Annotated in this window: 20 protein-coding genes; 10 read left to right on the forward strand and 10 right to left on the reverse strand. The window is 49.1% G+C overall.

The features are described from left to right. Window positions 1-7: 7 nt before the first annotated feature. The 4 genes from AC27IB_RS03915 (at window position 8) to fldA (ending at window position 2,222) form a co-directional block, all read left to right on the forward strand. Window positions 8-403: an H-NS histone family protein gene (locus tag AC27IB_RS03915; protein WP_296051644.1), complete on the forward strand. Its 396-nt coding sequence runs from the start codon at window positions 8-10 to the stop codon at window positions 401-403. 38 nt (window positions 404-441) lie between these two features. Then, complete coding sequence (locus AC27IB_RS03920; protein ID WP_367269690.1) at window positions 442-1,227, forward strand: alpha/beta fold hydrolase; 786 nt, start codon at window positions 442-444, stop codon at window positions 1,225-1,227. Between the two features lie 213 nt (window positions 1,228-1,440). Next, window positions 1,441-1,665 (forward strand): DUF2788 domain-containing protein, encoded by a 225-nt coding sequence (locus AC27IB_RS03925; protein ID WP_070175106.1) that lies wholly within the window; start codon window positions 1,441-1,443, stop codon window positions 1,663-1,665. 32 nt (window positions 1,666-1,697) lie between these two features. Then, on the forward strand, window positions 1,698-2,222 hold the full coding sequence (fldA, locus tag AC27IB_RS03930; protein ID WP_296051637.1) for a flavodoxin FldA: 525 nt from the start codon (window positions 1,698-1,700) through the stop codon (window positions 2,220-2,222). 75 nt (window positions 2,223-2,297) lie between these two features. On the opposite strand, the gene AC27IB_RS03935 is transcribed toward fldA, so the two are convergent. Beyond that, a complete protein-coding gene (locus AC27IB_RS03935) occupies window positions 2,298-2,789 on the reverse strand; it encodes an energy transducer TonB (RefSeq protein WP_296051634.1) in 492 nt (163 codons plus the stop codon). A gap of 33 nt (window positions 2,790-2,822) precedes the next feature. Then, on the reverse strand, window positions 2,823-4,829 hold the full coding sequence (locus tag AC27IB_RS03940; protein ID WP_487119082.1) for a methyl-accepting chemotaxis protein: 2,007 nt from the start codon (window positions 4,827-4,829) through the stop codon (window positions 2,823-2,825). 351 nt (window positions 4,830-5,180) lie between these two features. On the opposite strand from AC27IB_RS03940, the gene fur reads away from it, so the two are divergent. Next, entirely contained in the window at window positions 5,181-5,606 is a 426-nt protein-coding gene (gene fur / locus AC27IB_RS03945) for a ferric iron uptake transcriptional regulator (RefSeq protein WP_296043879.1), read from the forward strand. Window positions 5,607-5,659: 53 nt separating this feature from the next. Here fur and AC27IB_RS03950 read toward each other — a convergent pair whose 3' ends face one another. The 4 genes from AC27IB_RS03950 to AC27IB_RS03965 are packed head-to-tail and all read right to left on the reverse strand — an operon-like array spanning window position 5,660 to window position 8,969. Then, the gene (locus AC27IB_RS03950; RefSeq protein WP_487119085.1) at window positions 5,660-6,523 is read right to left on the reverse strand and encodes an aminotransferase class IV; all 864 of its coding nucleotides are present in this window, start codon (window positions 6,521-6,523) and stop codon (window positions 5,660-5,662) included. 37 nt (window positions 6,524-6,560) lie between these two features. Then, a complete protein-coding gene (locus tag AC27IB_RS03955) occupies window positions 6,561-7,493 on the reverse strand; it encodes a 5-oxoprolinase subunit C family protein (RefSeq protein WP_487119087.1) in 933 nt (310 codons plus the stop codon). After that, window positions 7,493-8,200, reverse strand: coding sequence for a 5-oxoprolinase subunit PxpB (gene pxpB / locus AC27IB_RS03960; RefSeq protein WP_296043875.1), 708 nt, complete (start codon window positions 8,198-8,200; stop codon window positions 7,493-7,495). Before pxpB ends, AC27IB_RS03955 begins: the two co-directional genes overlap by 1 nt. Window position 8,201: 1 nt before the next feature. Further along, window positions 8,202-8,969, reverse strand: coding sequence for a 5-oxoprolinase subunit PxpA (locus AC27IB_RS03965; protein WP_296043873.1), 768 nt, complete (start codon window positions 8,967-8,969; stop codon window positions 8,202-8,204). Between the two features lie 66 nt (window positions 8,970-9,035). On the opposite strand from AC27IB_RS03965, the gene AC27IB_RS03970 reads away from it, so the two are divergent. Further along, on the forward strand, window positions 9,036-9,869 hold the full coding sequence (locus AC27IB_RS03970) for a CvfB family protein (protein ID WP_296043870.1): 834 nt from the start codon (window positions 9,036-9,038) through the stop codon (window positions 9,867-9,869). Between the two features lie 5 nt (window positions 9,870-9,874). Then, window positions 9,875-10,270, forward strand: a complete 396-nt coding sequence (locus tag AC27IB_RS03975; RefSeq protein ID WP_296043867.1) for an OsmC family protein — start codon at window positions 9,875-9,877, stop codon at window positions 10,268-10,270. A 39-nt stretch (window positions 10,271-10,309) separates the two neighbouring features. Here the strand turns inward: AC27IB_RS03975 and AC27IB_RS03980 are convergent, their stop codons facing one another. Further along, window positions 10,310-11,536, reverse strand: coding sequence for an MFS transporter (locus AC27IB_RS03980; RefSeq protein WP_487119090.1), 1,227 nt, complete (start codon window positions 11,534-11,536; stop codon window positions 10,310-10,312). Between the two features lie 344 nt (window positions 11,537-11,880). Here AC27IB_RS03980 and AC27IB_RS03985 point away from each other — a divergent pair, with 344 nt between their 5' ends. From AC27IB_RS03985 to AC27IB_RS03995, 3 genes are read left to right on the forward strand one after another with little or no spacing between them, the layout of a single operon-like run. Continuing rightward, window positions 11,881-12,963 carry an efflux RND transporter periplasmic adaptor subunit gene (locus tag AC27IB_RS03985; RefSeq protein ID WP_487119092.1) on the forward strand — a complete coding sequence of 361 codons (1,083 nt, stop codon included), beginning with the start codon at window positions 11,881-11,883 and terminating at the stop codon, window positions 12,961-12,963. A 19-nt stretch (window positions 12,964-12,982) separates the two neighbouring features. After that, window positions 12,983-16,267 carry an efflux RND transporter permease subunit gene (locus tag AC27IB_RS03990; RefSeq protein ID WP_487119094.1) on the forward strand — a complete coding sequence of 1,095 codons (3,285 nt, stop codon included), beginning with the start codon at window positions 12,983-12,985 and terminating at the stop codon, window positions 16,265-16,267. Then, on the forward strand, window positions 16,260-19,325 hold the full coding sequence (locus AC27IB_RS03995; RefSeq protein ID WP_487119096.1) for an efflux RND transporter permease subunit: 3,066 nt from the start codon (window positions 16,260-16,262) through the stop codon (window positions 19,323-19,325). Before AC27IB_RS03990 ends, AC27IB_RS03995 begins: the two co-directional genes overlap by 8 nt. A gap of 88 nt (window positions 19,326-19,413) precedes the next feature. Here the strand turns inward: AC27IB_RS03995 and AC27IB_RS04000 are convergent, their stop codons facing one another. The 3 genes from AC27IB_RS04000 to AC27IB_RS04010 all read right to left on the reverse strand — a co-directional run bounded on the left by AC27IB_RS04000 (window position 19,414) and on the right by AC27IB_RS04010 (window position 21,807). Then, complete coding sequence (locus AC27IB_RS04000; RefSeq protein WP_296043858.1) at window positions 19,414-19,743, reverse strand: DUF3718 domain-containing protein; 330 nt, start codon at window positions 19,741-19,743, stop codon at window positions 19,414-19,416. A gap of 616 nt (window positions 19,744-20,359) precedes the next feature. Then, window positions 20,360-21,154 carry a DUF2189 domain-containing protein gene (locus AC27IB_RS04005; protein WP_487119098.1) on the reverse strand — a complete coding sequence of 265 codons (795 nt, stop codon included), beginning with the start codon at window positions 21,152-21,154 and terminating at the stop codon, window positions 20,360-20,362. A gap of 173 nt (window positions 21,155-21,327) precedes the next feature. After that, on the reverse strand, window positions 21,328-21,807 hold the full coding sequence (locus tag AC27IB_RS04010) for a hypothetical protein (RefSeq protein WP_296043855.1): 480 nt from the start codon (window positions 21,805-21,807) through the stop codon (window positions 21,328-21,330). Between the last annotated feature and the right edge of the window lie 132 nt (window positions 21,808-21,939).

Raw genomic sequence — 21,939 nt, forward strand, 5'->3', positions numbered from 1 at the left:
GTAATTAATGAGTGAATTTTTAGAAATTTTAACTCATGGACGACGTTTACAAGGTGCCGTAAAGGATTTATCGGTAGAAGAGTTAACGAGTGTTCAGGAAAAGCTGAATAACATTATCGAAAAAAGAAAAGAGCAGGAAGCGGAATTAATTAAAGCGCAGCAAGAAAAACTTGCCAAGCTTGAAGAAATTAAAAAACAAATGGCGGAAGCTGGCATTGATGTAGCAGATTTACAGGATGTGACAGAAACCAAGCCAAAACGTAAATCAGGCAAAAAACGCCCGGTAAAATATAAAATCACAGTTGATGGTGAAACCATTGCCTGGACCGGCGTAGGCAGAATGCCTGTGGTATTTAAAGACGCCCTTGAAAAAGGCCAGTCTTTAGAAGATTTCGCGATTTAATCTTTATTAGCGGGGCCTTCCCCCGCTTTTTTATTCTCATGCCTATATCACTAAATTTCGAGCAGTATCACTGCAATAATCAAGGCGCCCCCTGGGTGGTTTTGATCCATGGTTTGTTTGGTAATCTGGATAATTTAGCCGCACTCAGACGCCACCTCACAGACGCCTTTAATGTAATCGCTATCGACTTACCTGACCACGGTGAATCGCCCTGGGTAGACACCTTTACCCTGGCGGATTGTGTTAGCGCACTCGTCCAGGTGTTGGATGATCAGCAAATTGATAAGTGCCATATTGTGGGCCATTCGCTGGGCGGCAAAGTGGCCATGCTAACCGCTCTCACCCATCCTGACCGGGTGGATACACTGGTACCCATGGATATTGCACCGGTCACCTACCCGCCCCATCACCAAGCGGTGTTTGCCGGGCTGAAAAAGGTTGATCTCAGCGCCATCAGCGGACGTAAAGAAGCTGATAATGTCATGCAGTCCGAGATCAAAATACCGGGCGTCAGGCAGTTTCTGCTGAAAAGTCTCTACCAGGATGACACCGGTCACTGGCAGTGGCGCTTCAACGTGACAGGGCTGGAGAAGGACTATGCCAATGTGGGCGGCTTCACAGTGCCCGATAACGCGCAGTTCACGGGCAAAGTCACCTTTATCAAAGGCGGCGAGTCCGACTACATAACCCGGGCACATCAAACGGTCATTGGTCAGTATTTCCCTAACGCGAAAGCAAAAATTGTGGAAGGCGTTGGTCACTGGTTACATGCCGAGAAACCGCAGGTGGTTAACGGCCTGGTTGAGCGGGCGTTATTGGACTGACATCAATTTTGTAAATGATAAACATTTGCATTTGAAAAGGTCGGGTATGCTATACTTCGCGCCAGCCTGATTACGTAAGGTTTGGGTAGCGGCAACCGCTCTGATACAACAGTCAGCCGTTCGTCCGCCCTAACACAAAAGTCAGTAAGAATGCCTGCGATAGCCGCATTACTGTGGTATAGTTTGCGCGCGAAAATACAGTAAAGGTTTTTTATGCTTGCGAAGTATTACGAACAAATAGAATCTATCATGCTCGACTTAGGGCTGGTGATATTGTTTGTTCTGATGATTTTTGCCGTCCATGACGTATTGAAAAAGAACGATGTTCCCATGATTGGCCGGGTGGTTGCCTATGGTGTGCTGGGTCTGGGAGCCATGGGTTTTATTGCAAAAGGGATTATCCAGCTGTTCTGGCAGAGCAGCGGCGTATCCGGATAACCATTTTCAGAGTAAGTAGATAGAGGTTAGATATGGCAAGTGTTGGCCTGTTTTTTGGTAGCGACACTGGCAATACAGAGCATGTTGCCAAGTTAATTCAAAAAGAATTAGGTAAAAACCTGATTGACGTTCACGACATTGCAAAAAGCTCTAAAGAGCAAATTGCAGAGTTCGATTTACTGATCTTTGGTATTCCTACCTGGTATTACGGTGAAGCCCAGTGTGACTGGGACGATTTCTTCCCGGAACTGGAACAAATCGATTTTACCGACAAACTGGTGGCGATTTTTGGTTGTGGCGATCAGGAAGACTATGCAGAGTATTTTCTTGATGCCATGGGCATGGTTCGCGACATCGTGGAAGCCCGTGGGGCTATCCTGGTAGGCCAGTGGTCTACCGATGGGTACGATTTTGAAGCGTCTAAAGGCATGGCCGATGACAACCATTTTGTGGGTTTGGGTATCGATGAAGATCGTCAGCCAGAACTTACCGACGAGCGTATTCGCGCCTGGTGCCATCAGTTAAACGAAGAGCTTTGCCTGGCAGAACTGGCCTAAGTTTTTGCCAGTAAACCAAAAAACGCAGGTTTTCCCTGCGTTTTTTTGTGCCTGTAAAATGCTACCTGATGTCACCTACCCCCGGCGCACCCTCATCCCTACCGAAGCAATCATATCGCTGCCGCTACACTGGGTTCTGTCTGCAAGCTTTTCCAGTTGACATAGTCCTGAGCCATCTTCAAGACAAAACTCAAAACGCGTTTGGGTTTTAACCGGTTTGTCCACCATACCAGATGGCAGTGCCGACCACTCCCACTTAGCAATCACCTGTTCAGCTTCCTGTGCAAAATACCGACTGCTCGAGTCCACTACACGTAAGCTTGTCACAGTATTATCTGGCTGTATTACGTACTCAATGGTGGCGCAACCCGTATTCGCCGCCATCGCTTCTTTTTTTGGATAGCGGGGCGGAAAACGGTTGAGCGTCTGCCACGCAGGCATCGCTAACACATCGGCCGTTAGCGGCAGTTGTGCATATTCACCGTTGTCGGGCAAGGTTGTCTGTTCGGTGGCCCCACAGGCCGTCAAAACCAGTGGAGCTAGTAGCCAATAAAGCGGATATTTCATTGTTCTTCCTTGAAAATGCGGTGCGGATTTATACTAAAGTCTAAACTTCGACACCGCCCTTTTCAAGTCGGCAATTTCCACGTCTATTTTTGATGTGGACTGGTTTGCCCGCTCAGTACTGTTGGCACTCAGCTCAGCCAGTTCAACAATTCGTTGCAGACTCACAGCCACATCAGCAAGCAGCGCATCCTGGCGTTCCGTATCGGTAACAATTTCACGGTTTATACTGCTGAGCTCCTGAATAATCAACGATATCGATGCGACCTGCTCAGTGACCTGTTCAGTTGCTTTAGCGCCCTGCTGGGCCTGCTCGCGCCCGGTATTAATGGTTTGCACCGCCTGATGCGCATCTTTTTGTAAGCTACCAATCATGGCTTCAATTTCTTCGGTAGAATTGTGCGTGCGGTTTGCCAGCGTTCTGACTTCATCTGCAACTACCGCAAATCCACGCCCCTGCTCTCCGGCTCTCGCTGCCTCAATTGCGGCGTTCAGAGCCAATAGATTGGTTTGTTCAGCAATGGTTTTAATCACATCCAGAATACTGCCAATATTGCGGCTGTTCTCATCGAGGCGGTGGACAACCTGCGCCGAAGCTTCAGCCTGACGCGCTTGCTCAAGCACTTGCTGACGATTATGTTCAGCCAGCTCGGCAATACTCTGACTCTGCCGCTCTACCTGACTGAGCTTTTCCATGGCTGTGGTGATCTGGTTCAGGTTGTGATGACTGGTTTCACGCACATGATCGGTATTGGTGGCAGTCACCTGTACCTGCTTACGCTGCTCACCAACCTGCTGCAGGCTTTCCTCACCTAATGCAATACTCGACTGAGTGACTTCCTCTAACCGATGCTCCTGCGACAGGATATTGCCCACCAGGCTGCGCAGACTTTCGGTCAGGGCATTAATTTTAGACGCCAGGGCCGCAAATTCATCACTGCCGTTATCGTCCAGCTTGCGGGTTAAATCCCCTTCACTCAATTGAGTCAGGCCACGATTTATTTTAACCAGTGGACGGGCAATACTGCGAGTTGTAATAACCGCCAGTACCACGGCCGCAATTAAGCCTATAACAAATACAGCGCCCGTTTTAACTAAGGCACCCGTTACCGTATCGAGGATTTTTTGCTGTGCGCTGAGCGTGCTTTGGTTAACTTGCCCATACAGCGTTTCAATAGTGGACTGGGCTGAATTAAGTGCTTCATTCGCCGCATTCTGACGTGCAGCACTCTGACTGGTAAAAACCAATTTTTGTTGCTGCATCCAAACCAGCCCCTCCTCACCTGCCAGGGCAACTTTAAAGGCTTCATACTGTTCATTAAACAGGGCTACCGTGCCTTGCGTATCAACAGTTTCAGCCAAACGGTTGAGGTAATCCTTATCCACTTCCAGATTGCTGATCTGGTACGCCAGATCTTCTTCAATAACCGTGGTGGCATCAGCATCACGACTATTCACTAAGTCTTCGATGGCAGTGTTCATGGTCAGTAGCTTATTATCGATGTTGTTACCCGTACCAATCACCGTTTCGATGCCCGGATCGTTACTGTCCAGATAACTTAAATCCAGCATTAGCGCACTGGCTTCATCGGCAATCATCAGTACTTTTTCTGATTGTTCAGCGATACGCTGTTCAAATACGAGCTGTTGCTGCAGCGCCTGATACATGCCATGGCTCTGTTCTATATAGCGTTTACTGGCGGCGATTGCCTCACTCGCCTGCTTGTCATCGCTCCGTTGCAGCGCCAGGTCATCAAGGCGGCTGACAAAGGTTTCAGAACGGGTTTCAAATTGTGATTTGCTGCTTTGCAGCGCTGGTAAAGAACTCACGTGATAGCCGTTTGCGGTAATCGTGGCCAGTGTCAGTATTTGTGTATTAACCTCGTTCATCAGAGTTTGTACGGGCATCTTCTCTTCAATGACGTCTTCGGCAGACGATTGAATACCTGACAACCCCCAGTATGAAAGGATGCTGGTGATTAACAATAAACAACCGAAGGAAGCGAAACCCAAGATGATTTTATTAACGACTGTTATGGGCATTGATATTCCTGTTTGCAACGCTGTACTAAGTATAGCAGCGAAGGGGTTAATGACTGTCGGCGACAACATACCGTTTAATCGGCCTCAACATAAGAAGACTTAAGTTGAAAATTTCCGCGCTCCAGCCCTAAATCGATGAGTTAAAGGCGCTCCTGAGAGCCCCTGCAGTGCGAACGTTAAAATCAGCACATCTCATTCACATTATTTAAAACATAGTGTATACCCTATACGTTTAAGGCAAAAATAGACATTATTTATAGAAATCGCCATTTTCTATGCCTCGTTAGGCTTTCAAATCTGCTCAACTTACCTATAATAGCCTGAAATTCGCATCCCAGATGTAGGCACCCAATGGACCAAAATAAAGAATTAAAGAAAGCCGGCCTCAAAGTTACCTTGCCTAGATTAAAAATCCTGCAAATATTGCAAGAGCCAAAAAATCAACACATCAGTGCAGAAGACGTGTATAAGATTTTGATCGAACATGGTGAAGAGATTGGTCTGGCTACCGTGTACCGGGTACTCAACCAGTTTGACGATGCCGGCATTTTAAATCGCCATCATTTTGAAGGCGGCAAATCGGTATTTGAAATCAGCCACAAAGAGCATCACGACCACTTAGTGTGCTTAAAATGTGGCAAGGTTATCGAGTTTGAGGATGACCTGATTGAACAGCGTCAGGAACAAATTGCCAAAGACAACAAGATGAAACTGACCCACCACAGTTTGTATCTTTACGGTGAATGTACCGACGAAAACTGTGAAAACCTCGATTAATACAAAAAAGGAGTCTGACGACTCCTTTTTTATTTGGGATTAAAAGCGACCTGCTACAAAACGAACTTCTGTTCGCTGTAAAGGGCAAACACTTTTTCCCAGATTTCGCCCACCTTGCCGTCGCCAATCTGGTTATCACCGACTTTCACGATGGGCAGGATCTCTTTTCCGGAACTGGTGATCCACACTTCGTCTGCCGACAATAATTCGCCCAGGGTAATCACTTTCTCTGATACTTTTATCCCCGCCAGCCTGAGACATTCGAGTACCAGCATCCGCGTAATCCCCGGCAATAACTGATTATCCAGCGGTGGGGTTGCCGCCTCGCCGTCTTTAACAATAAACACATTACTGCTGCTTGCTTCGGTGATCTCGCCCTGATGGTTGTACAGCAAGGTTTCTGCATTACCTTCTTTAACACTTTGCTGGAAATGCATGACATTACCGAGCAGCGCCGTCGATTTAATGTGACACCGTTCCCAGCGCAAATCTTCAGCCAGCGAGACACTGGCGCCAGGATGTGCGTGCCGATCAGCTTTCACCGGTGCCGATAACGCAAATGCAAAGCCAAACACCGTAGGGGTAACGCCTTCCGGATAAGCATGATAACGGCGGGTATCTGCGCCGCGACTAATATGCAGATATACCCCGATATTGTCACCCAGAGTCTCGCGGTTCTCGTCTATCAGACGTTGTACCACATCCTGCCATTCATCCTTGTTAATCTTGTAATCAATCTCGATGGCAGCCAGTCCTTTGGTGAATCGCGCCATATGCTGGCTAAATCCAACCATTTTGCCCGCATAACTTGGGATCACTTCATAAATGCCGTCACCAAAAAGAAAACCGCGATCCAACGGTGAAATACGGGCTTGTTCCAACGGCACAAACTCGCCGTTTATATATGCTATGGTCATGAGAGTCTCGTTGAAAAAACGCCAGGTCCTGAAAGACCTAAAGGGATAACCAGCGCTCGATAGCCGCTAATTGTAGCAACCATTTAGCTCTGGCATCATCTGCGTCGAGTTGATAAAAAGTTATCTTATCACCAGGAATGCCCTGTGCGAAATGATTCAGATCACATCGCGCAATAGTCCCGGCTTTGGGATAACCGCCCAGGGTTTGCCGATCGGCCATCATCACAATAGGCTGTCCATCAGGCGGGATTTGCATTGCCCCCAGTGCAATGGCTTCTGAATAAAGCGCCCTGGAGGGCAGCTCGATAGCCGGGCCACTTAGGCGGCAGCCCATTCGGTCAATCTGGGGAGTTACGGTATATTCACTGCTGAATAATCGCTGCCATTGCAGGCTGTCGAGCCAGTCATGCTGATAGCCAGGCACCAGGCCTACCCGCACGGCAAGCGAGTAATCGGGGATCAATGGCTGAGGTAACGCTGGCGGAAGGTGAAATCGCGACGTTACAGCCAGGCTTTGTACCTCATCGTGCACGTTAAGCGGCTGCCCATCATTATGCAGACCGCCCAGCTTTTCACGTTTCACCAGGCTTGCACTGTTTATCACCTGCGGAAAGTCAAAACCTCCCTGAATAGCCAGATAATGCTTGCTACCAGGGCGAGCAGGCGTAACGCTAAGATGCTGACCAGCTTTAACATGCAGGGTTTGCCAGCATGGCTGATGTTGATTATCCAGGCTGATCTCTGCTGTCGCGCCAGTCACACTCACCACCGCCGGTGCGGTAAATTCCACCCGTAGCCCGCCCATAAACTCAATGGCGGTGGCGCTTCTCTGCCCGCACAATAAATTAGCCACAGTAAAGGCGTAAGGATCCAAGGGGCCGGACTGACAAAATCCCTGATGGAGCTGACCTTTTCGCCCGCCATCCACCGGATAAGCCGCTAAGTCGATACCGGTAATCCGTATAGCCATTAGTGCGACGCTCCGGCCTGTTGCACCAGCGCATAATACTCATCTTCGTTAATGGCATAAAAGGTAACCTTATCACCAGCCTGTATTAACGTAGGTTCACTTGCATCAGGCTGATATAACGGCACCGGACACAGGCCCAGCAAATGCCAGCCTCCGGGCGATACGTCCGGATATACGGCAGTTTGCCGATCGGCAATGGCTACTGCGCCTTTGGGTACCGCTTTACGAGGATTCGCCAAACGTGGCGTGGCCAGTTCGGCGTCTAACTCCCCCAGGTAGGCAAAGCCTGGCGCAAACCCTACTGCATAAACGTTGTAGGGCGTTTGTTGATGACGGGAAATGATGTCTTCGTGGCTTAACCCGGTGACTTCGCTCACCAGCGCCAGATCGTTGGCATCCGGCGCGCCGTACCACACAGGTAAACGGTGTAACCTGGCCTCAGCGCTGTGCGTACCTGAAGCTGTTGGCAGGTGAGAGACAAACTGATAAACCGCATGGTAGTCGACCTGTGTCATATCAAACACCAGCATCAGACTATCGTAAGCAGGGACAAGCTCGCTAAGCCAGTCCGGACGACGGGCTGTGATTGCATGGTGTAATGACTTCACCGCCTGATTCTGCGCCGCCAGTGTGGCGCCGGTGGTGTAGAAAATCAATCCATCCTCCCCGGCAAACTCAATGGCCCGAATCGCTGCGAAAGGTTGCATATCAGGCATCGGCTCCCGGTCTGACATTGGTCAGCTTACGCTTGGTCAGAGCCACCCTTAACGATTCGGCCATGGCCACAGCTCCGGGGGAGTCACCATGCACACACAAAGTATCTACCGGCATGCTCAGCACACTGTAATCGCTGGCAATAATAATTCCTTCGTCCATCAGCCGGGTGGCCTGCTCATAGGCTTGTTCTTCATTTAACACTGCACCGGATTCCTTGCGCGACATCAGATAACCCTCCGGAGTGTATTTGCGGTCGGCAAAGGCTTCAAACAGTAATACCAGACCAAACTCTGCGGCTTCACGGCTCAACTGCTGATGGTCGGGATGGGCCTGAATCATCAGCGGTGCATTCGTTACCGAACAGCTTGCAACGGCTTGCATAACGGTGCGTCTTAGTGCCGGCTTCTGCATTAAATCATTATACAGCGCACCGTGGGGTTTAATGTATTCCACTTCCCCGCCCTGCGCTTTAGCCATGCCGTCGAGGGCGGCAATCTGATAATGCAGACAGGCAATCAGCTCATCATCTCCCATGGCCAGACTACGTCGGCCAAACCCCGCCAAATCGGGATAACTGGGGTGTGCACCAATGGCCACATTGTGCCCAATAGCCAGTCCAATGGCTTTTTGCAGGGTCAGCGGATCGCCGGCGTGAAAACCACAGGCAATATTGGCCATATCGATATGAACCATGATTTGTTCATCAACAGGCATTGTCCAGGCGCCATAACTTTCGCCTAAATCGCAATTTAACATCATAAGCGGTTAGTTCTTCGTGACATATCGGTTATCATGTTACTTGTTTTATTTTAAAAGTCAGTCCCCATGCTAAAAATTGGTCAGATTAACCCGCTTAAAGTGGTTGGAGAGTTTCCTTTTGGTTATCAGTTGTCCCACTCTGAGGATGACCGCAGTATTGTTTTATCCGAAGAAACAGACCAGCCTCTGGCGGTCGACAGCGAAGTACAGGCCATGGTCTATACCGGCGAAAACGGACAGCTGGCGGCCAGCCTGGCCACTCCCAAAATCACCACCGGTCAGGTAAAAGTGCTCAAGGCAGTCGGCGTTACCGACTTCGCCGCTTTTTTTGACTGGGGTCTGCCGCGTGACTTAATGGTCCCCCGCCAGAACCAGGCGATGCCGGTTAATCAGGGCATGCTTTACCCGGTTTACCTGTACTTTGATGAGGCTACCAGCCGCTTATTAGGCACCACTAAACTGCATCCCTTTTTAAGCGAAAACGGCGTTTACTTCAGTCCCGGACAGGAAGTCGACCTGATCGTCTGCGGCCAGACTGACTTAGGCTATAAAGTGGTCATCAACCAAACCCATCTGGGACTGGTGTTTAGTAGTGATGCGTTTAAAACTTTACGCGTTGGCGATGAAACCACTGGTTACATTAAGCAGATTCGGGAAGATGGCAAAATTGATGTGGCCCTGCAGCAGGTGAATGCCAGCGGACGGGATGCATTACAACAAGCCATACTTGACGATCTTGAGGCACACGGGGGGTTTTCTACGTTAACCGACAAAAGCCCGCCGGAAGAAATTTACGCCCACTTTAACGTGAGTAAAGCGGCTTATAAGCGCGCCTTAGGTGCCCTGTATAAACAACATAAAATTAAACTGGATAAACAAAAAATCACCCTGGTGGAATAATAACAATGAAAGCGACAGTCAGTTGGCAACAAGCCCTTACCTTCTCTGGTAAAACCGACAGCGGATTTAGTCAAACCCTCGACGGCAACGGTGAAACCCTGTCACCTATGGAAACGGTCCTGCTGGCCGTGGGTGCCTGCTCCAGTATCGACGTAGTGGATATCCTTAAAAAACGCCGTCTGACCATTCATGACTGTCAGTGTGAACTCGACGCAGAGCGCGCTGCAGAGCCTCCGCGTGTGTTCACTAAGATCCACGCGCATTACACCGTAAGCGGTGACAACTTAAAAGAAAAAGACGTTGACCGCGCGGTGTCACTGTCGGCGGAGAAATACTGCTCGGTAATGCTGATGTTAAAAGGCAATGTGGAAATCACCACCAGCTTCAGTATTGTTGATTAGTCCCGCGGCTAACGGGACAGTGCAAGCGCAACGGCCCCGTTAGCCTGCTACCAGCGATTGCTGACGAATTCTCGGTACGGGTCGCTCATCAATAAACACGTGCACTACTGCGGTTACCAGCGCAATCGAACAGGCACTCCACCACACGACATCGTAAGACCCGGTAAGGTCGTACAGATACCCGCCTAGCCACACACCGCTGAATGAGCCTAACTGGTGGCTCAGGAACACGATCCCATAAAGCAGCCCCATGTAGGGCAAACCAAACAGCTGCGCCACCAGTCCCGAGGTTGGTGGTACCGTAGCCAGCCAGAGTAAGCCGGTAACAATCGAAAACAGATAGACCGACATTTCACTCATTTCAAACAGCATAAAGGCGGCAATAGCAATGGCCCGCAGGGCGTAAATAAGGGTGAGCAGATTCTTCTTCGAGTACTTCCCCGACCAGGAGCCGGACAGTAAACAACCAAAAATATTGAACAGACCGATAAGCGACAAACTCACCACGGCGGTTTCGGCAGAAAATCCGCGATCGCTTAAAAAGGCCGGCATATGCACCGTAATAAATGCCAATTGAAAACCGCAAACAAAAAAGCCCACCACAATTAACCAGTAATGCCAGTAACCACAGGCTTCTTTGAGCGCCTCCAGCATGGTTTGTCGGGTACTGTCTTTGTTAACGGCCAGATGTGCGGCACTGGAATGGCGAAAATTGCCGGCTAAAACCGCCATTAACAAGGAACAGCCGGCCAGTAATAACAACGCATTGACCCAGCCAAAACTCAGAATAAATTCCTGTGCAACCGGCACCACCAATAATTGGCCGGCTGATCCGGCGGCACTGCCCAACCCTAACGCAAAAGCCCGTTTTTCAACAGAGACCATGCGTGCCATGGCTGGCAGTACCACGCCAAACCCGGTTGCAGCGATCCCCATGCCCATAAGCAAACCTGCGCCAGTATTGAGCCCGGCAACCGTATCGGTGGTCGCCGTAACGGCCAGGCCCGCCGCATACAGGCAGGCTCCCGCTACAACGGTTCTGCCTGTACCGTATTTATCTGCGATAGCGCCAGCCACAGGTTGCGACAGCCCCCACCAAAGGTTTTGCAGGGCAAGCGCGAAAGCAAAGACTTCCCGGCCATAACCAAATTCGGTGGAGACCGGCTCCATAAAAAACCCCATGGAGGAGCGAATACCAAAATTGAGTGCCAAAAGAATGCAGATGCAGGCGATGGAAAAGCTGACTAATTTAACCGGTGCTGACATGAATTATCCGAAAACGCTGTAGTAAAAACCGTGGTAACGCCTAAGGCCACAATTGTTACAGCCCCAGCAACAATTGTCGCGCGTTGATTCGGTTTTTCTGCATTTTTTCAGCCTGAATCGGGCTTTTTGGCTACTAATACACACAAAAGTAGCCAAAACACTCAACAAGTAAGCAGTTAACTTAAAAGTTAGCCGTTACCACCACTTCAAATTGATACAATTCCTTACACAAAGATACAACTGCTCGCTAATTTATTGTTTTATGGGGATTTATAATTAACTTAACAATCTGGCACAGTGAATGCTGTCAGGCGTATATAACTATATACTTTCAAGGTAAAACCATGGAACACGTAAAAACCCACCGTAACATTAGCTCCTTACTCATCGCCGGCCTGCTGGCGAGCAGCGTCACATTAACCGGTTGTATCAATGCTGAGGCTACCGACAGTAAAGCTGAGCAAAAAGAAGAAGTGGTTGTCAGCATTCCGGTAGAAGCCTCGCCTGTCACGATGGGAGATATCTCATCGAGCTACCAGACCACCGCAATTTTAGAAGCTAAAGAAGAAGCCTTTGTTGTGGCCCGTGCGTCTGGCATTGTGGAGCACATTTTCGTTGAAGAAGGCGACTATGTAGAAAAAGGCCAGGTCCTGGCCCAGCTCGATAAGAAGCGCTACGAGCTGAATCTTAGTAAAGCCCGTGCCGACCTGACTGGTATTGAAAAAGAATTAAGCAAAATTAAAAAGGTGTACTCCAGTAAACTGGTGAGTGACGATACCTTTGATAAGCTCACCGCCCAGTATGAAGCAGGAAAAGCGGTACTGGCGCTGGCAGAACTGGATTTAAAAGAAACCACTATCACCGCCCCCATCAGCGGCTTTATTGCCGAGCGTAATGCCAAAGTCGGTAACCTTACCGAATCTTTCCAGCGCGAAAGAATGTTCCATATTGTTCAGCAAAAAGCGTTACAGGGGATTGTTTACTTACCTGAAAGTGAAATGGCGTCCATTCAGTCCAAACAAAATGCCAGCCTGAAAATTGCTGCACTGGGCAATGACACCGTGACCGGTTATGTTGAGCGGATCAGCCCGGTTGTCGATGCAACCACCGGGACATTTAAAGTTACCCTGACCGTGCCTAACACCGACGGTCGCCTTAAAGCCGGTATGTTCTCAGAAGTGGCTATTGATTACGCAACCCATGCCAATGCAACGTTGTTACCACGTAAAGCGCTGCTCACCATCGACGATAAAACCAGTGTATTTGTGGTAGAAGAAGGCGTTGCGAAAAAACTTGATGTGACCACCGGTTTTGAAAACGGTGAATTCATTGAAATTACCAATGGCCTGTCAGGCTCAGAAACCGTTGTTACCGTAGGGCATCACAATCTTAAGGATGCGTCACCAGTTGAAATTGTAAACAGCTGATAGCCGCCAGGAGATTGTTATGCAACTTGTTGATATTGCGGTAAAGCGCCCCGTCGCGATTGCCATGTTTACGCTCGCCGTGCTGTTGTTTGGTATGGTGTCTTTAGGCCGCTTGTCGGTAAATTTATTACCGGAACTGGCTTACCCCACTCTGACCATTCGCACCGACTATACCGGCGCTGCGCCGGCTGAAGTAGAACAACTGGTGTCTAAACCCATTGAAGAAACCATCGGTACGGTAAAAGGGGTTCGCACGGTAAAATCTATCTCCCGCCCGGGTCAGTCTGATGTGGTGCTGGAGTTTGCCTGGGGCACCGCCATGGATTTCGCCAGCCTGGAAGTGCGCGAAAAGCTGGATATTCTGCAACTCCCCCTGGATGTGGATAAGCCACGGTTATTGCGTTTTAACCCCAGTCTCGACCCTATCCTGCGTTATGGTTTAAGCTTCAGTACGCCGGAACCGTCGGTTGAGGCCATGAAGTCATTACGTATTTATGCCGATGAGCAAATCAAACGACAGTTGGAGTCTATTGAAGGGGTTGCCTCGGTAAAAATTGGCGGCGCGCTGGAAAATGAAATACAGGTTCTGGTGGATCAGCGCCGGGTGAGCCAGTTAAACATCAGCATTAACAGCATTATTTCCCGCCTCAAAGAGGAAAACCTCAACACCGCAGGCGGACGCATCGACAACGGTAATCAGGCGTTTTTAGTCCGCACGCTCAACCAGTTTACCGACCTCAACGAAATTGGTGAGCTGTATATTGCCAACCGCAACGGCAAGTCTATTCGCTTGCGCGATGTAGCCACCATAGAGAATACCTACAAAGAACGGGATGCCATTAGTCGCTTTAACGGTAAGGAAGGCGCTGAAATCGCTATCTATAAAGAAGGCGATGCGAATTCAGTGGATGTGGCGCGTCAGGTAAGCATTGCCCTTGTGCGCATTCAAAACCAACTGCCTTCCGATTATGCCCTCGATAAAGTCTACGATCAGAGTGAATTTATTAAACAGGCCATCGAAGATGTAAAATCTTCAGCGGTCATTGGTGGCATTCTGGCCATGATTATTCTCTATCTGTTCCTCAAGGATTTCTGGCCAACCCTGATCATCTCGGTATCGATTCCCCTCTCGGTTATCGCCACGTTTAACCTGATGTACGGTAACGACATCAGCCTCAATATTATGAGCCTTGGCGGTATTGCGCTGGCAGTAGGCCTGCTGGTGGATAACAGCATTGTGGTGCTGGAAAATATCGACAAGCACAAACAACGCGGTAAGGGGCTGGTTAGTGCCGCAACCGCCGCTACCGAAGGAACCAAAGAGGTATCCAGTGCGATTCTGGCCTCTACACTAACGACCCTGGCGGTATTTGTTCCGCTGATTTTTGTTGAGGGCATTGCCGGTCAGCTATTCAGCGATCAGGCTATGACCGTGTCGTTTGCCTTAATTGCCTCTTTGATTGTAGCGCTCACTGTTATTCCCGCGCTGGCGGCCAAGGCCCATCGTGAGGACAATTTTGCCCAGCAATCTGCGCTTGAGTCCACGCCAACGGTGCGCCCTGAAGGCTGGCGCAAAGTGGTCTTTTACATTACCTGGCCGCTGCGGATGCTGGTGAAACTGGTATTCGGTATTATCCCTATGCTGATCACAACTGTTGTTATCACTGTATGGCGCGCAGTCAGTACCGCTCTGTCGTTCCTGTTTAAACCGCTGACCGGCTTGTTTAGCCTCGCTTTTGGCGGCCTGGAAAAACTCTATAATGTGAGCCTGAAAGGTGCCCTGAGGGCCCGCTGGCTGGTTTTAGGCTGTGCCGTTGCCCTCACCGCTTTTGCTTTCATGCTGATCCCACGTCTGGGTATGGAATTGATCCCGCGGATGTCACAAGGGGAGTTTTTTATCGAAGTTACCCTGCCCGCAGGCTCACGGGTAGAACAAACCGATAACCTGTTAACCCGCCTGGCGGTGTATACCGAATCGTTACCTAATGTGAACCGCACCTATTCACTGGCCGGTACCGGCAGTCTGATCAGTGCTGCGCCCTCACAGGGCGGCGATCACTGGGGTAAATTAAACGTGGTGCTCAATAAAGACGCCAGCGAAGCAGATGAAGCCGGTGTTAAAGAGTCTTTACGCGCTTATCTGGCTAAGCAGGCTGGTGTACAGAGCAAATTTGGCTATCCCGAGCTCTTTACTTTTGCCGCCCCGATTCAGATTGAGCTGCAGGGGTATGATTTAGTCCTGCTTCAACGCAGCGCCGACACACTTAAACGGGCATTGGAAAGCAGTAACCGTTTTGCCGACGTTACCAGCAGTCTGCGCGTAGGCAACCCGGAGCTGAAAATTAATTTTAATCATGCTGCTCTGGCCCGCTTAGACCTGGATGCCTCTACGGCCGCCAAACTGGTTGCTGCGCAAATTGGCGGTGAGGTGGCAACGCAATACAGCATGCGCGACCGCAAGGTAGACATTCTGGTACGTACCGCCGATACCCAGCGCGACCAAATTGACGATATCAGTCAAATCATCATTAACCCGGGTGCAGAGCAGCCGGTCCCCCTGCATGCGGTAGCCGAAGTCTTAGTCAGTAACGGTCCCAGTGAGATTACCCGCGTTGGTCAGCAGCGCGTGGCATTACTGGAAGCGAATCTGCGCTACGGTGATTTAGCTCAGGGTGTCGCTGAAGCCGAGCAGATCATCCGTGATATCGCCCTGCCACCACAACTGCGCGCAACCATTGCCGGTCAGAGTGAAGACATGCAGCAGAGTTTCGACTCGTTATTGCTGGCACTGGCTCTGGCTATCTTTATGGTGTACCTGGTAATGGCCTCGCAATTTGAATCCCTGGGCCACCCCCTGCTTATTTTGTTTGCCATTCCAATGGCCGTGGCCGGCGCAATCTATGGTCTGCTACTGACTAACACCAATGTCAGTGTGGTGGTGTTCATTGGGTTAATCATGCTGTGCGGTATTGTGGTTAACAACGCGATTGTGCTGATTGATCGCATCAACCAGCTGCGTGAACAGGGTCAGGATAAACACAGCGCCATTGTTGACGCTGCCAACAGCCGTTTACGTCCAATCATCATGACCACGATGACGACCATTCTGGGCCTGTTACCGATGGCAATAGGCTTCGGAGAAGGTGCAGAAGTGCGCACGCCAATGGCCATTACCGTGATCTTCGGACTCCTGTTCTCGACCCTGCTTACCCTGATCCTGTTACCGGTTATCTACTCTTTGTTCGACCGTAAACAGTTTACAGTAGCAGCCTCTCAAACCGCCGGAGACAAAGTCTATGGATAAGTTTGCTCAGGCTGGCGCCACTTTAACCAGCTTCGCGCTGCGTAAACCGGTGACTATCTGCATGTGTTTTTTATCCATGCTGATATTCGGCATCGCCGCGGGGCGGTTGTTACCGCTGGAGAAGTTTCCTGGCATTGATATACCACAAATGGTCGTTCAGGTGCCCTATCGCGATGCTACACCGGCCGAAATTGAACGCATGATCACCCGTCCGGTTGAAGAAGCTATTGCCACGATGTCGGGCATTAAACGCCTGCGGGCCGCCTCGTTTGAAAATCGCGCTGAAGTGTTTGTGGAATTTGACTGGGACGCCAATATCAAAGCCAAAAGCATTGAAGCCCGTGAGAAAATCGATGCCATTCGTGACGAACTGCCCGACGACGTTGAGCGCGTCATGGTCTTTAAATTTAATACCAATGACATGCCTATTTTTCAGTTACGGGTATCCAGCGAGCGTGATTTGTCGAATGCCTATGATCTGCTCGACCGTAATCTGAAAGGGGAAATTGAGCGGGTGCAGGGCGTTTCACGGGTTGAACTGTACGGCGTTGAGAAAAAGCAAATCAGTATCCGCCTGATCCCCGAGCGCATTACCTCATTGCATATTGATACCAATGACCTGGGCAGGCGTTTACGTGAGGCCAATTTTTCCATGACCGCCGGCCATTTTTTTGCCAACGATCAAAAATTTATTGTGAATCCTCAGGGCCAGTTCTCGGACATGCGCGATATCCAGCAGTTGTATGTAGCACCGGGGATTATGCTTAAGGATATTGCCACCATCGACTATGAAACGCCTGAGCGAAATAATGGCCGCCACCTCGATCGCGCCTATGCGGTTGGCCTGAATATTTTCCGGGAGTCAGGCAGTAACCTGGTAGAAGTGAGTGAGCAGGTTATGGCCGTGGTTGAAAAAACCAAACAGGACCCGGCGTTTAATGGCATAAATTTATACGTGATGGATGACGTGGCAGAAAGTGTTACCTCGTCGTTATCAAACCTGGTGGAGGCCGGCTTGTACGGTGCGCTGCTGTCGATTGTGGTGCTGTACTTGTTCCTCCGACAGCTCACTACCACACTGCTGGTCGTATTATCGGTGCCCTTCTCCATCTGCATTACCCTGGGCGTGATGTATTTGCTTGGTTACTCACTGAATATTCTGTCTTTAATGGGATTAATGCTGGCTGTGGGTATGCTGGTGGATAATGCGGTGGTGATCACTGAAAGTATTTTCCAGCAACGTGCCACCCATAGCGACGCCGAACAGGCCACCCGATTAGGGGTTGGTAAGGTGAGTCTGGCGGTAATTGCCGGTACCACTACCACGGCCATCGTCTTTTTACCCAATATTGTGGGCGTAAAAATTGATGTCACCGTTTTTCTGGAGCACGTGGCCATTGCCATTTGTATCTCGCTGTTTGCGTCACTATTAATAGCACAAACGTTGATCCCGCTACTGGCCTCAAAGGTTAAGCCCCCCGCAGCTCATCATGCCAAACCGGCCGGTTATATCAGCCGTTATCACCGGATATTAAGCTGGGCCATGCATAATCAGGGCAAAACGTCTGTGATTGCTATAGCGATTCTGGCCAGTACGGCTATTCCCCTGGGCGTCATTTCCAACGACGATGAAGGCAATGATGACCGCTCACGCGTTTGGCTTAACTATCACATCAGCCAGAACTACACCCTGGAGGAAGTCGAAAAAACGGTCGATAAAATGGAGGCTTATTTGTATGGCAATCAGGAAGCTTTCTATATCAAACAGGTATATACCTATTATGAAGCAGGTGAGGCAACGTCTGGTATCACCTTACAGGATGACTTACCGGTACCGGTCAGCGAAGTTAAACGCCTGATACTGGAAAGCATGCCGAAGTTCGTACGGGCCAAACCGTCTTTCCGCTGGAATGAAGGCAACGGCGGTGGTGTCAGACTCACCCTGCTCGGCGATTCTTCTGATCAACTCAGAGTCATTGCCGATCGCGTAGTAGATGTGCTGGATAATGTAGACGGCTTAACCGATGTTCGCGCCGATGTGGGCAGCGAACGTCAGGAACTGCAAATCCGTATCGACCGTGATAAAGCTTATCAGCTGGGCCTGACTACGCAGCAAGTATCCGGCCTGGTGGCAACCGCGCTGCGCGGTAATAACCTGCGCACCTTCCGCTACGGCGAGGCAGGCGAAGTTAACGTTAAACTGATGTACGGCAAGTCTGTGCAGGAGTCGCTTAGTGCGCTGCAAAACCTGAATTTGGCCAATAATTCCGGGCGTAACATTACCCTGGACATGGTGGCTGATATTACCGTTAAGCCTCAGTTAGCGCAGATTAACCGTTACTACCGTCAAACGGCGATAGCGATTGGGGCTAATCTACTCGATGGCACAACCATGGAGCAGGCGCGCGAACGGATAGAAACGGCAATGCAGTATATCAGTTTGCCTTCCGGCTACAGCTGGACACTGGATGGCGGCTTCCGTCGTCAGGACGAAGCTTTCGCAGTTATGCAGATGAATATGCTGCTGGCGGTATGCATGATCTACATCGTGATGGCAGCGCTGTTTGAATCGTTATTGTTACCCACCGCCGTGATTACCTCGCTGTTATTCAGCATTACCGGGGTTTTCTGGGCCTTTATGGTGACAGGCACATCCATGTCGGTAATGGGCATGATAGGGATGTTGATTCTAATGGGGATAGTGGTTAACAACGGGATAGTGTTAGTGGATAGGATTAATCAGTTGATTGCCGAGGGCGAGGAGTTAATCCCGGCGATTGTCGACGGCTGTAGCTCAAGGATCCGGCCTATTCTGATGACAGTCTCTACCACAGTACTCGGCCTGGTGCCGCTGGCAATGGGCAGTACTCGCATTGGTGGTGATGGACCGGCCTACTCGCCCATGGCGATTGCTATTATTGGCGGTCTGGTCTTTTCCACGCTAACCAGTTTGTTTCTGGTACCGTTGGCCTATGTGTTGTTACTGAAACTACGTTATCGGGTGAGCAAAATGATATTCCGCTCGAAAACGCAGGTAAGTCGGTGGATTAAAGCTTAGAAATAGTTGTGATATACACTAGGAAGGAGTTAAACGGGAACTCGGTTTTTTGACCACTGCGGTTCCCGTTTAATGATTCCCGGCACGATTAGCTGCGTGCAGTCAGGAATTGATAGACGTTTGATGCGTCACGAGACTGAGAAAACTCAACCAGAGAAACACCATTACAAGTAACACCGTCTTTTGCGCTGATGACTTTCAGTACTTCACGTTGGCTCGCACCAATCAGACCAATGTTACGAGATACAGAAGAACGCAGCAGACGCACGTCATCTTTTACTACCGCTTTACAGAAACCAGCAAATTCAGTATCGCCAGTAAAACGAACGCCTTCAGCAGTTACGTCAGCAGCAGCAGTTGATACACCCATTACCGCAAATACAGCAGCAGCGATTGTAGATTTAATTACTTTAGTCATTTATATACCCTCTCAGATTGTTTGATATGCTCCGACACAAAATGCTTGGTAGCGGTTAAGGTGTCTTAGAGTCAGCCCAACGATTGGCGCAGAACGTTTCTCGTTGGTGCACTATATTTATGCCCCATCTGAAAGAAAATTACTGTTTTATTATTGTATAGGGTTGGTGAACATTGCGTAAATTATAATGTTAATCACCCATCAACAACATAAGCCACTGTTATATAATGACATTTCTCAAGTGAATATTACCATTCAGAATATCTATTACACTTTGGATATAAAAAAGTTCTAAAAAACACGGTCATTTCTGAAAGTTTTTAGTCTTAAAACAGCCTTTATTCACAAATTTATACAACTTAAGTCGATAAAACGGCCCTTGAAGCCGGCTTAAGCTGTAATTTAATTACAGAAATAATGTAAAAAGTATGAAAATTTAGCGTTTTTGAAAGTTTTCACGGGAAGTAAATGCGGATAGTCAGCGAGCAACACTGCGGCTCGGTGTAATACCAATAGAGAGAACTAAAGACCTTAGCAGCGACGATAAGAAAACTGTTTACGGGCCGGGTTTACTCACCGGCCCGTAACAAAGTTAACGGAGAGGTTGCAAAATGGGTTATACGTAATCCCGTTCCCGTTTGGTTTCAATGGTATCAATATAGCCGTGCCATGAGGCATAGCCCAATAACGGCATCAGAACTATAAAGCCTATAAAGCCGGTAACAAATCCAATGGCAACCAGTGAAAAGATAATCCCGGCCCAAATGAACATGGGAACTTTATTGACCCACACCGCATTAACACTGGTCATAACGGCGGTGGCTAAATCCACTTTACGCTCCAGTAATATAGGTTGGGTAAAAGCAGTCACGAAAAACATACCGATACAGAAAAAAGCCCCTACACCGGTACCTAATATAAGAAACGGCATCAGACTTTCCAGGCTTTCTATCTGGTGCTGCGGATACAATGCGTGGATCAATGAAGCAACGCGCAGCCAGAATATCATCAGAATCATCAGCAAAATGCCAAACCCCCATTCATTCACCGCATTCCGGCGCATGGCACGCAACGAATGGGATAAGGTGGGTTTATGGCCTTTTTCATGCTCCCAGCTTATGTCGTACAAGCCGGCCGCTAAAAAGGGTCCAATAAGCATAAAACACACAATAGACGGCAGAATAATCAGATGCCAGCCAGTCATCGCTACTAAGAATGAAATTAACCATGGAACAACGGCAAATAAAAATCCGTAGAAAACAGATAACAGTGGCGTCTTAAGTAAATCCTGAAAACCCAGTGACAGCCATTTTATCGGATCGCCGACGTCGAGCTCTTTGCAGGGGATAACCCGGGCAATCCCGCTGTCGGTAATGGCATTTTGGGGTGTTTCTTTAAAGTGTTGTGACATAAATTCACTTCCCTCAGTTGTGACTGTTGTGCGCAAAACAGGGGAAAATTCACTTATCCACGATGCCTATCAATCTTCTTTACGGATTGATGCTTATTACTTCAGAATCTTCCCCACCGTTATATATACGATAGATCCAATTGCAAAAGTTCACAATTTATTAACAATAAAAATTAGGAAAACCGACCTAACCGCACCGGTTGCCAATATAACCGGCGATGAAAATAACGGTTCACCGCCACATTGAAGTCGTAAAAGCTACAGACCGCGCTTTTTTCGCCGCTAACACATTCAAAGGTAAAACGGTGGCAGTTATTCCCCCAGGGATGGTATTCGATATAGGTGTAGATACGCGCTATTGCCCGCTCAGCGGCGCCATCCACCACCAGCGGCTGCAAGTGTTTATCGCACACCATGTAAATTTGCTCACCGCTGCGGTCGTTTAAGAATCGTTGAGGAGACACGGCTTTCACCAGTCCGCTGCCATGCAGTTCAATAACATGGCCGTCCAGCCAAATACCGGTGTGTTCAAAAACGCCATAAATACCACAGCACACCATGGCACCATCAACGGGTGCAACAGCGACCTTACTCTCCCCCGGATAATGCTCTACCCCGGCACTGTGATCGACCATTACTTGTGCATGACGCATACCCTGACACCCTGCCTGTAAAAAGACTTATACTCCAAAAAGTACTATTTTGAGTTATAGCGCTTCCCTTTTGATGACTCAAGCCGGTTTTTGTAACAGTTTATGCAAGATATTTGCGCTAAAGCGCAAAAT

It is taken from the genome of Alteromonas sp. 4NH20-0104, assembly GCF_057547795.1.

What these genes read in the sequence shown, in the direction of transcription:
- AC27IB_RS03965 (WP_296043873.1), bottom strand. Translation starts at nt 8,969, where the DNA reads ATGATGTTAAATTGCGATTTAGGCGAAAGTTATGGCGCCTGGACAATG.
- AC27IB_RS04005 (WP_487119098.1), bottom strand. Translation starts at nt 21,154, where the DNA reads ATGTCACAACACTTTAAAGAAACACCCCAAAATGCCATTACCGACAGC.
- AC27IB_RS03915 (WP_296051644.1), top strand. Translation starts at nt 8, where the DNA reads ATGAGTGAATTTTTAGAAATTTTAACTCATGGACGACGTTTACAAGGT.
- AC27IB_RS03920 (WP_367269690.1), top strand. Translation starts at nt 442, where the DNA reads ATGCCTATATCACTAAATTTCGAGCAGTATCACTGCAATAATCAAGGC.
- pxpB (WP_296043875.1), bottom strand. Translation starts at nt 8,200, where the DNA reads ATGCAACCTTTCGCAGCGATTCGGGCCATTGAGTTTGCCGGGGAGGAT.
- AC27IB_RS03950 (WP_487119085.1), bottom strand. Translation starts at nt 6,523, where the DNA reads ATGACCATAGCATATATAAACGGCGAGTTTGTGCCGTTGGAACAAGCC.
- AC27IB_RS04000 (WP_296043858.1), bottom strand. Translation starts at nt 19,743, where the DNA reads ATGACTAAAGTAATTAAATCTACAATCGCTGCTGCTGTATTTGCGGTA.
- AC27IB_RS03985 (WP_487119092.1), top strand. Translation starts at nt 11,881, where the DNA reads ATGGAACACGTAAAAACCCACCGTAACATTAGCTCCTTACTCATCGCC.
- AC27IB_RS03990 (WP_487119094.1), top strand. Translation starts at nt 12,983, where the DNA reads ATGCAACTTGTTGATATTGCGGTAAAGCGCCCCGTCGCGATTGCCATG.
- AC27IB_RS03940 (WP_487119082.1), bottom strand. Translation starts at nt 4,829, where the DNA reads ATGCCCATAACAGTCGTTAATAAAATCATCTTGGGTTTCGCTTCCTTC.
- fur (WP_296043879.1), top strand. Translation starts at nt 5,181, where the DNA reads ATGGACCAAAATAAAGAATTAAAGAAAGCCGGCCTCAAAGTTACCTTG.
- AC27IB_RS03995 (WP_487119096.1), top strand. Translation starts at nt 16,260, where the DNA reads ATGGATAAGTTTGCTCAGGCTGGCGCCACTTTAACCAGCTTCGCGCTG.
- AC27IB_RS03925 (WP_070175106.1), top strand. Translation starts at nt 1,441, where the DNA reads ATGCTTGCGAAGTATTACGAACAAATAGAATCTATCATGCTCGACTTA.
- AC27IB_RS03980 (WP_487119090.1), bottom strand. Translation starts at nt 11,536, where the DNA reads ATGTCAGCACCGGTTAAATTAGTCAGCTTTTCCATCGCCTGCATCTGC.
- AC27IB_RS03955 (WP_487119087.1), bottom strand. Translation starts at nt 7,493, where the DNA reads ATGGCTATACGGATTACCGGTATCGACTTAGCGGCTTATCCGGTGGAT.
- AC27IB_RS04010 (WP_296043855.1), bottom strand. Translation starts at nt 21,807, where the DNA reads ATGCGTCATGCACAAGTAATGGTCGATCACAGTGCCGGGGTAGAGCAT.
- AC27IB_RS03935 (WP_296051634.1), bottom strand. Translation starts at nt 2,789, where the DNA reads ATGAAATATCCGCTTTATTGGCTACTAGCTCCACTGGTTTTGACGGCC.
- fldA (WP_296051637.1), top strand. Translation starts at nt 1,698, where the DNA reads ATGGCAAGTGTTGGCCTGTTTTTTGGTAGCGACACTGGCAATACAGAG.
- AC27IB_RS03975 (WP_296043867.1), top strand. Translation starts at nt 9,875, where the DNA reads ATGAAAGCGACAGTCAGTTGGCAACAAGCCCTTACCTTCTCTGGTAAA.
- AC27IB_RS03970 (WP_296043870.1), top strand. Translation starts at nt 9,036, where the DNA reads ATGCTAAAAATTGGTCAGATTAACCCGCTTAAAGTGGTTGGAGAGTTT.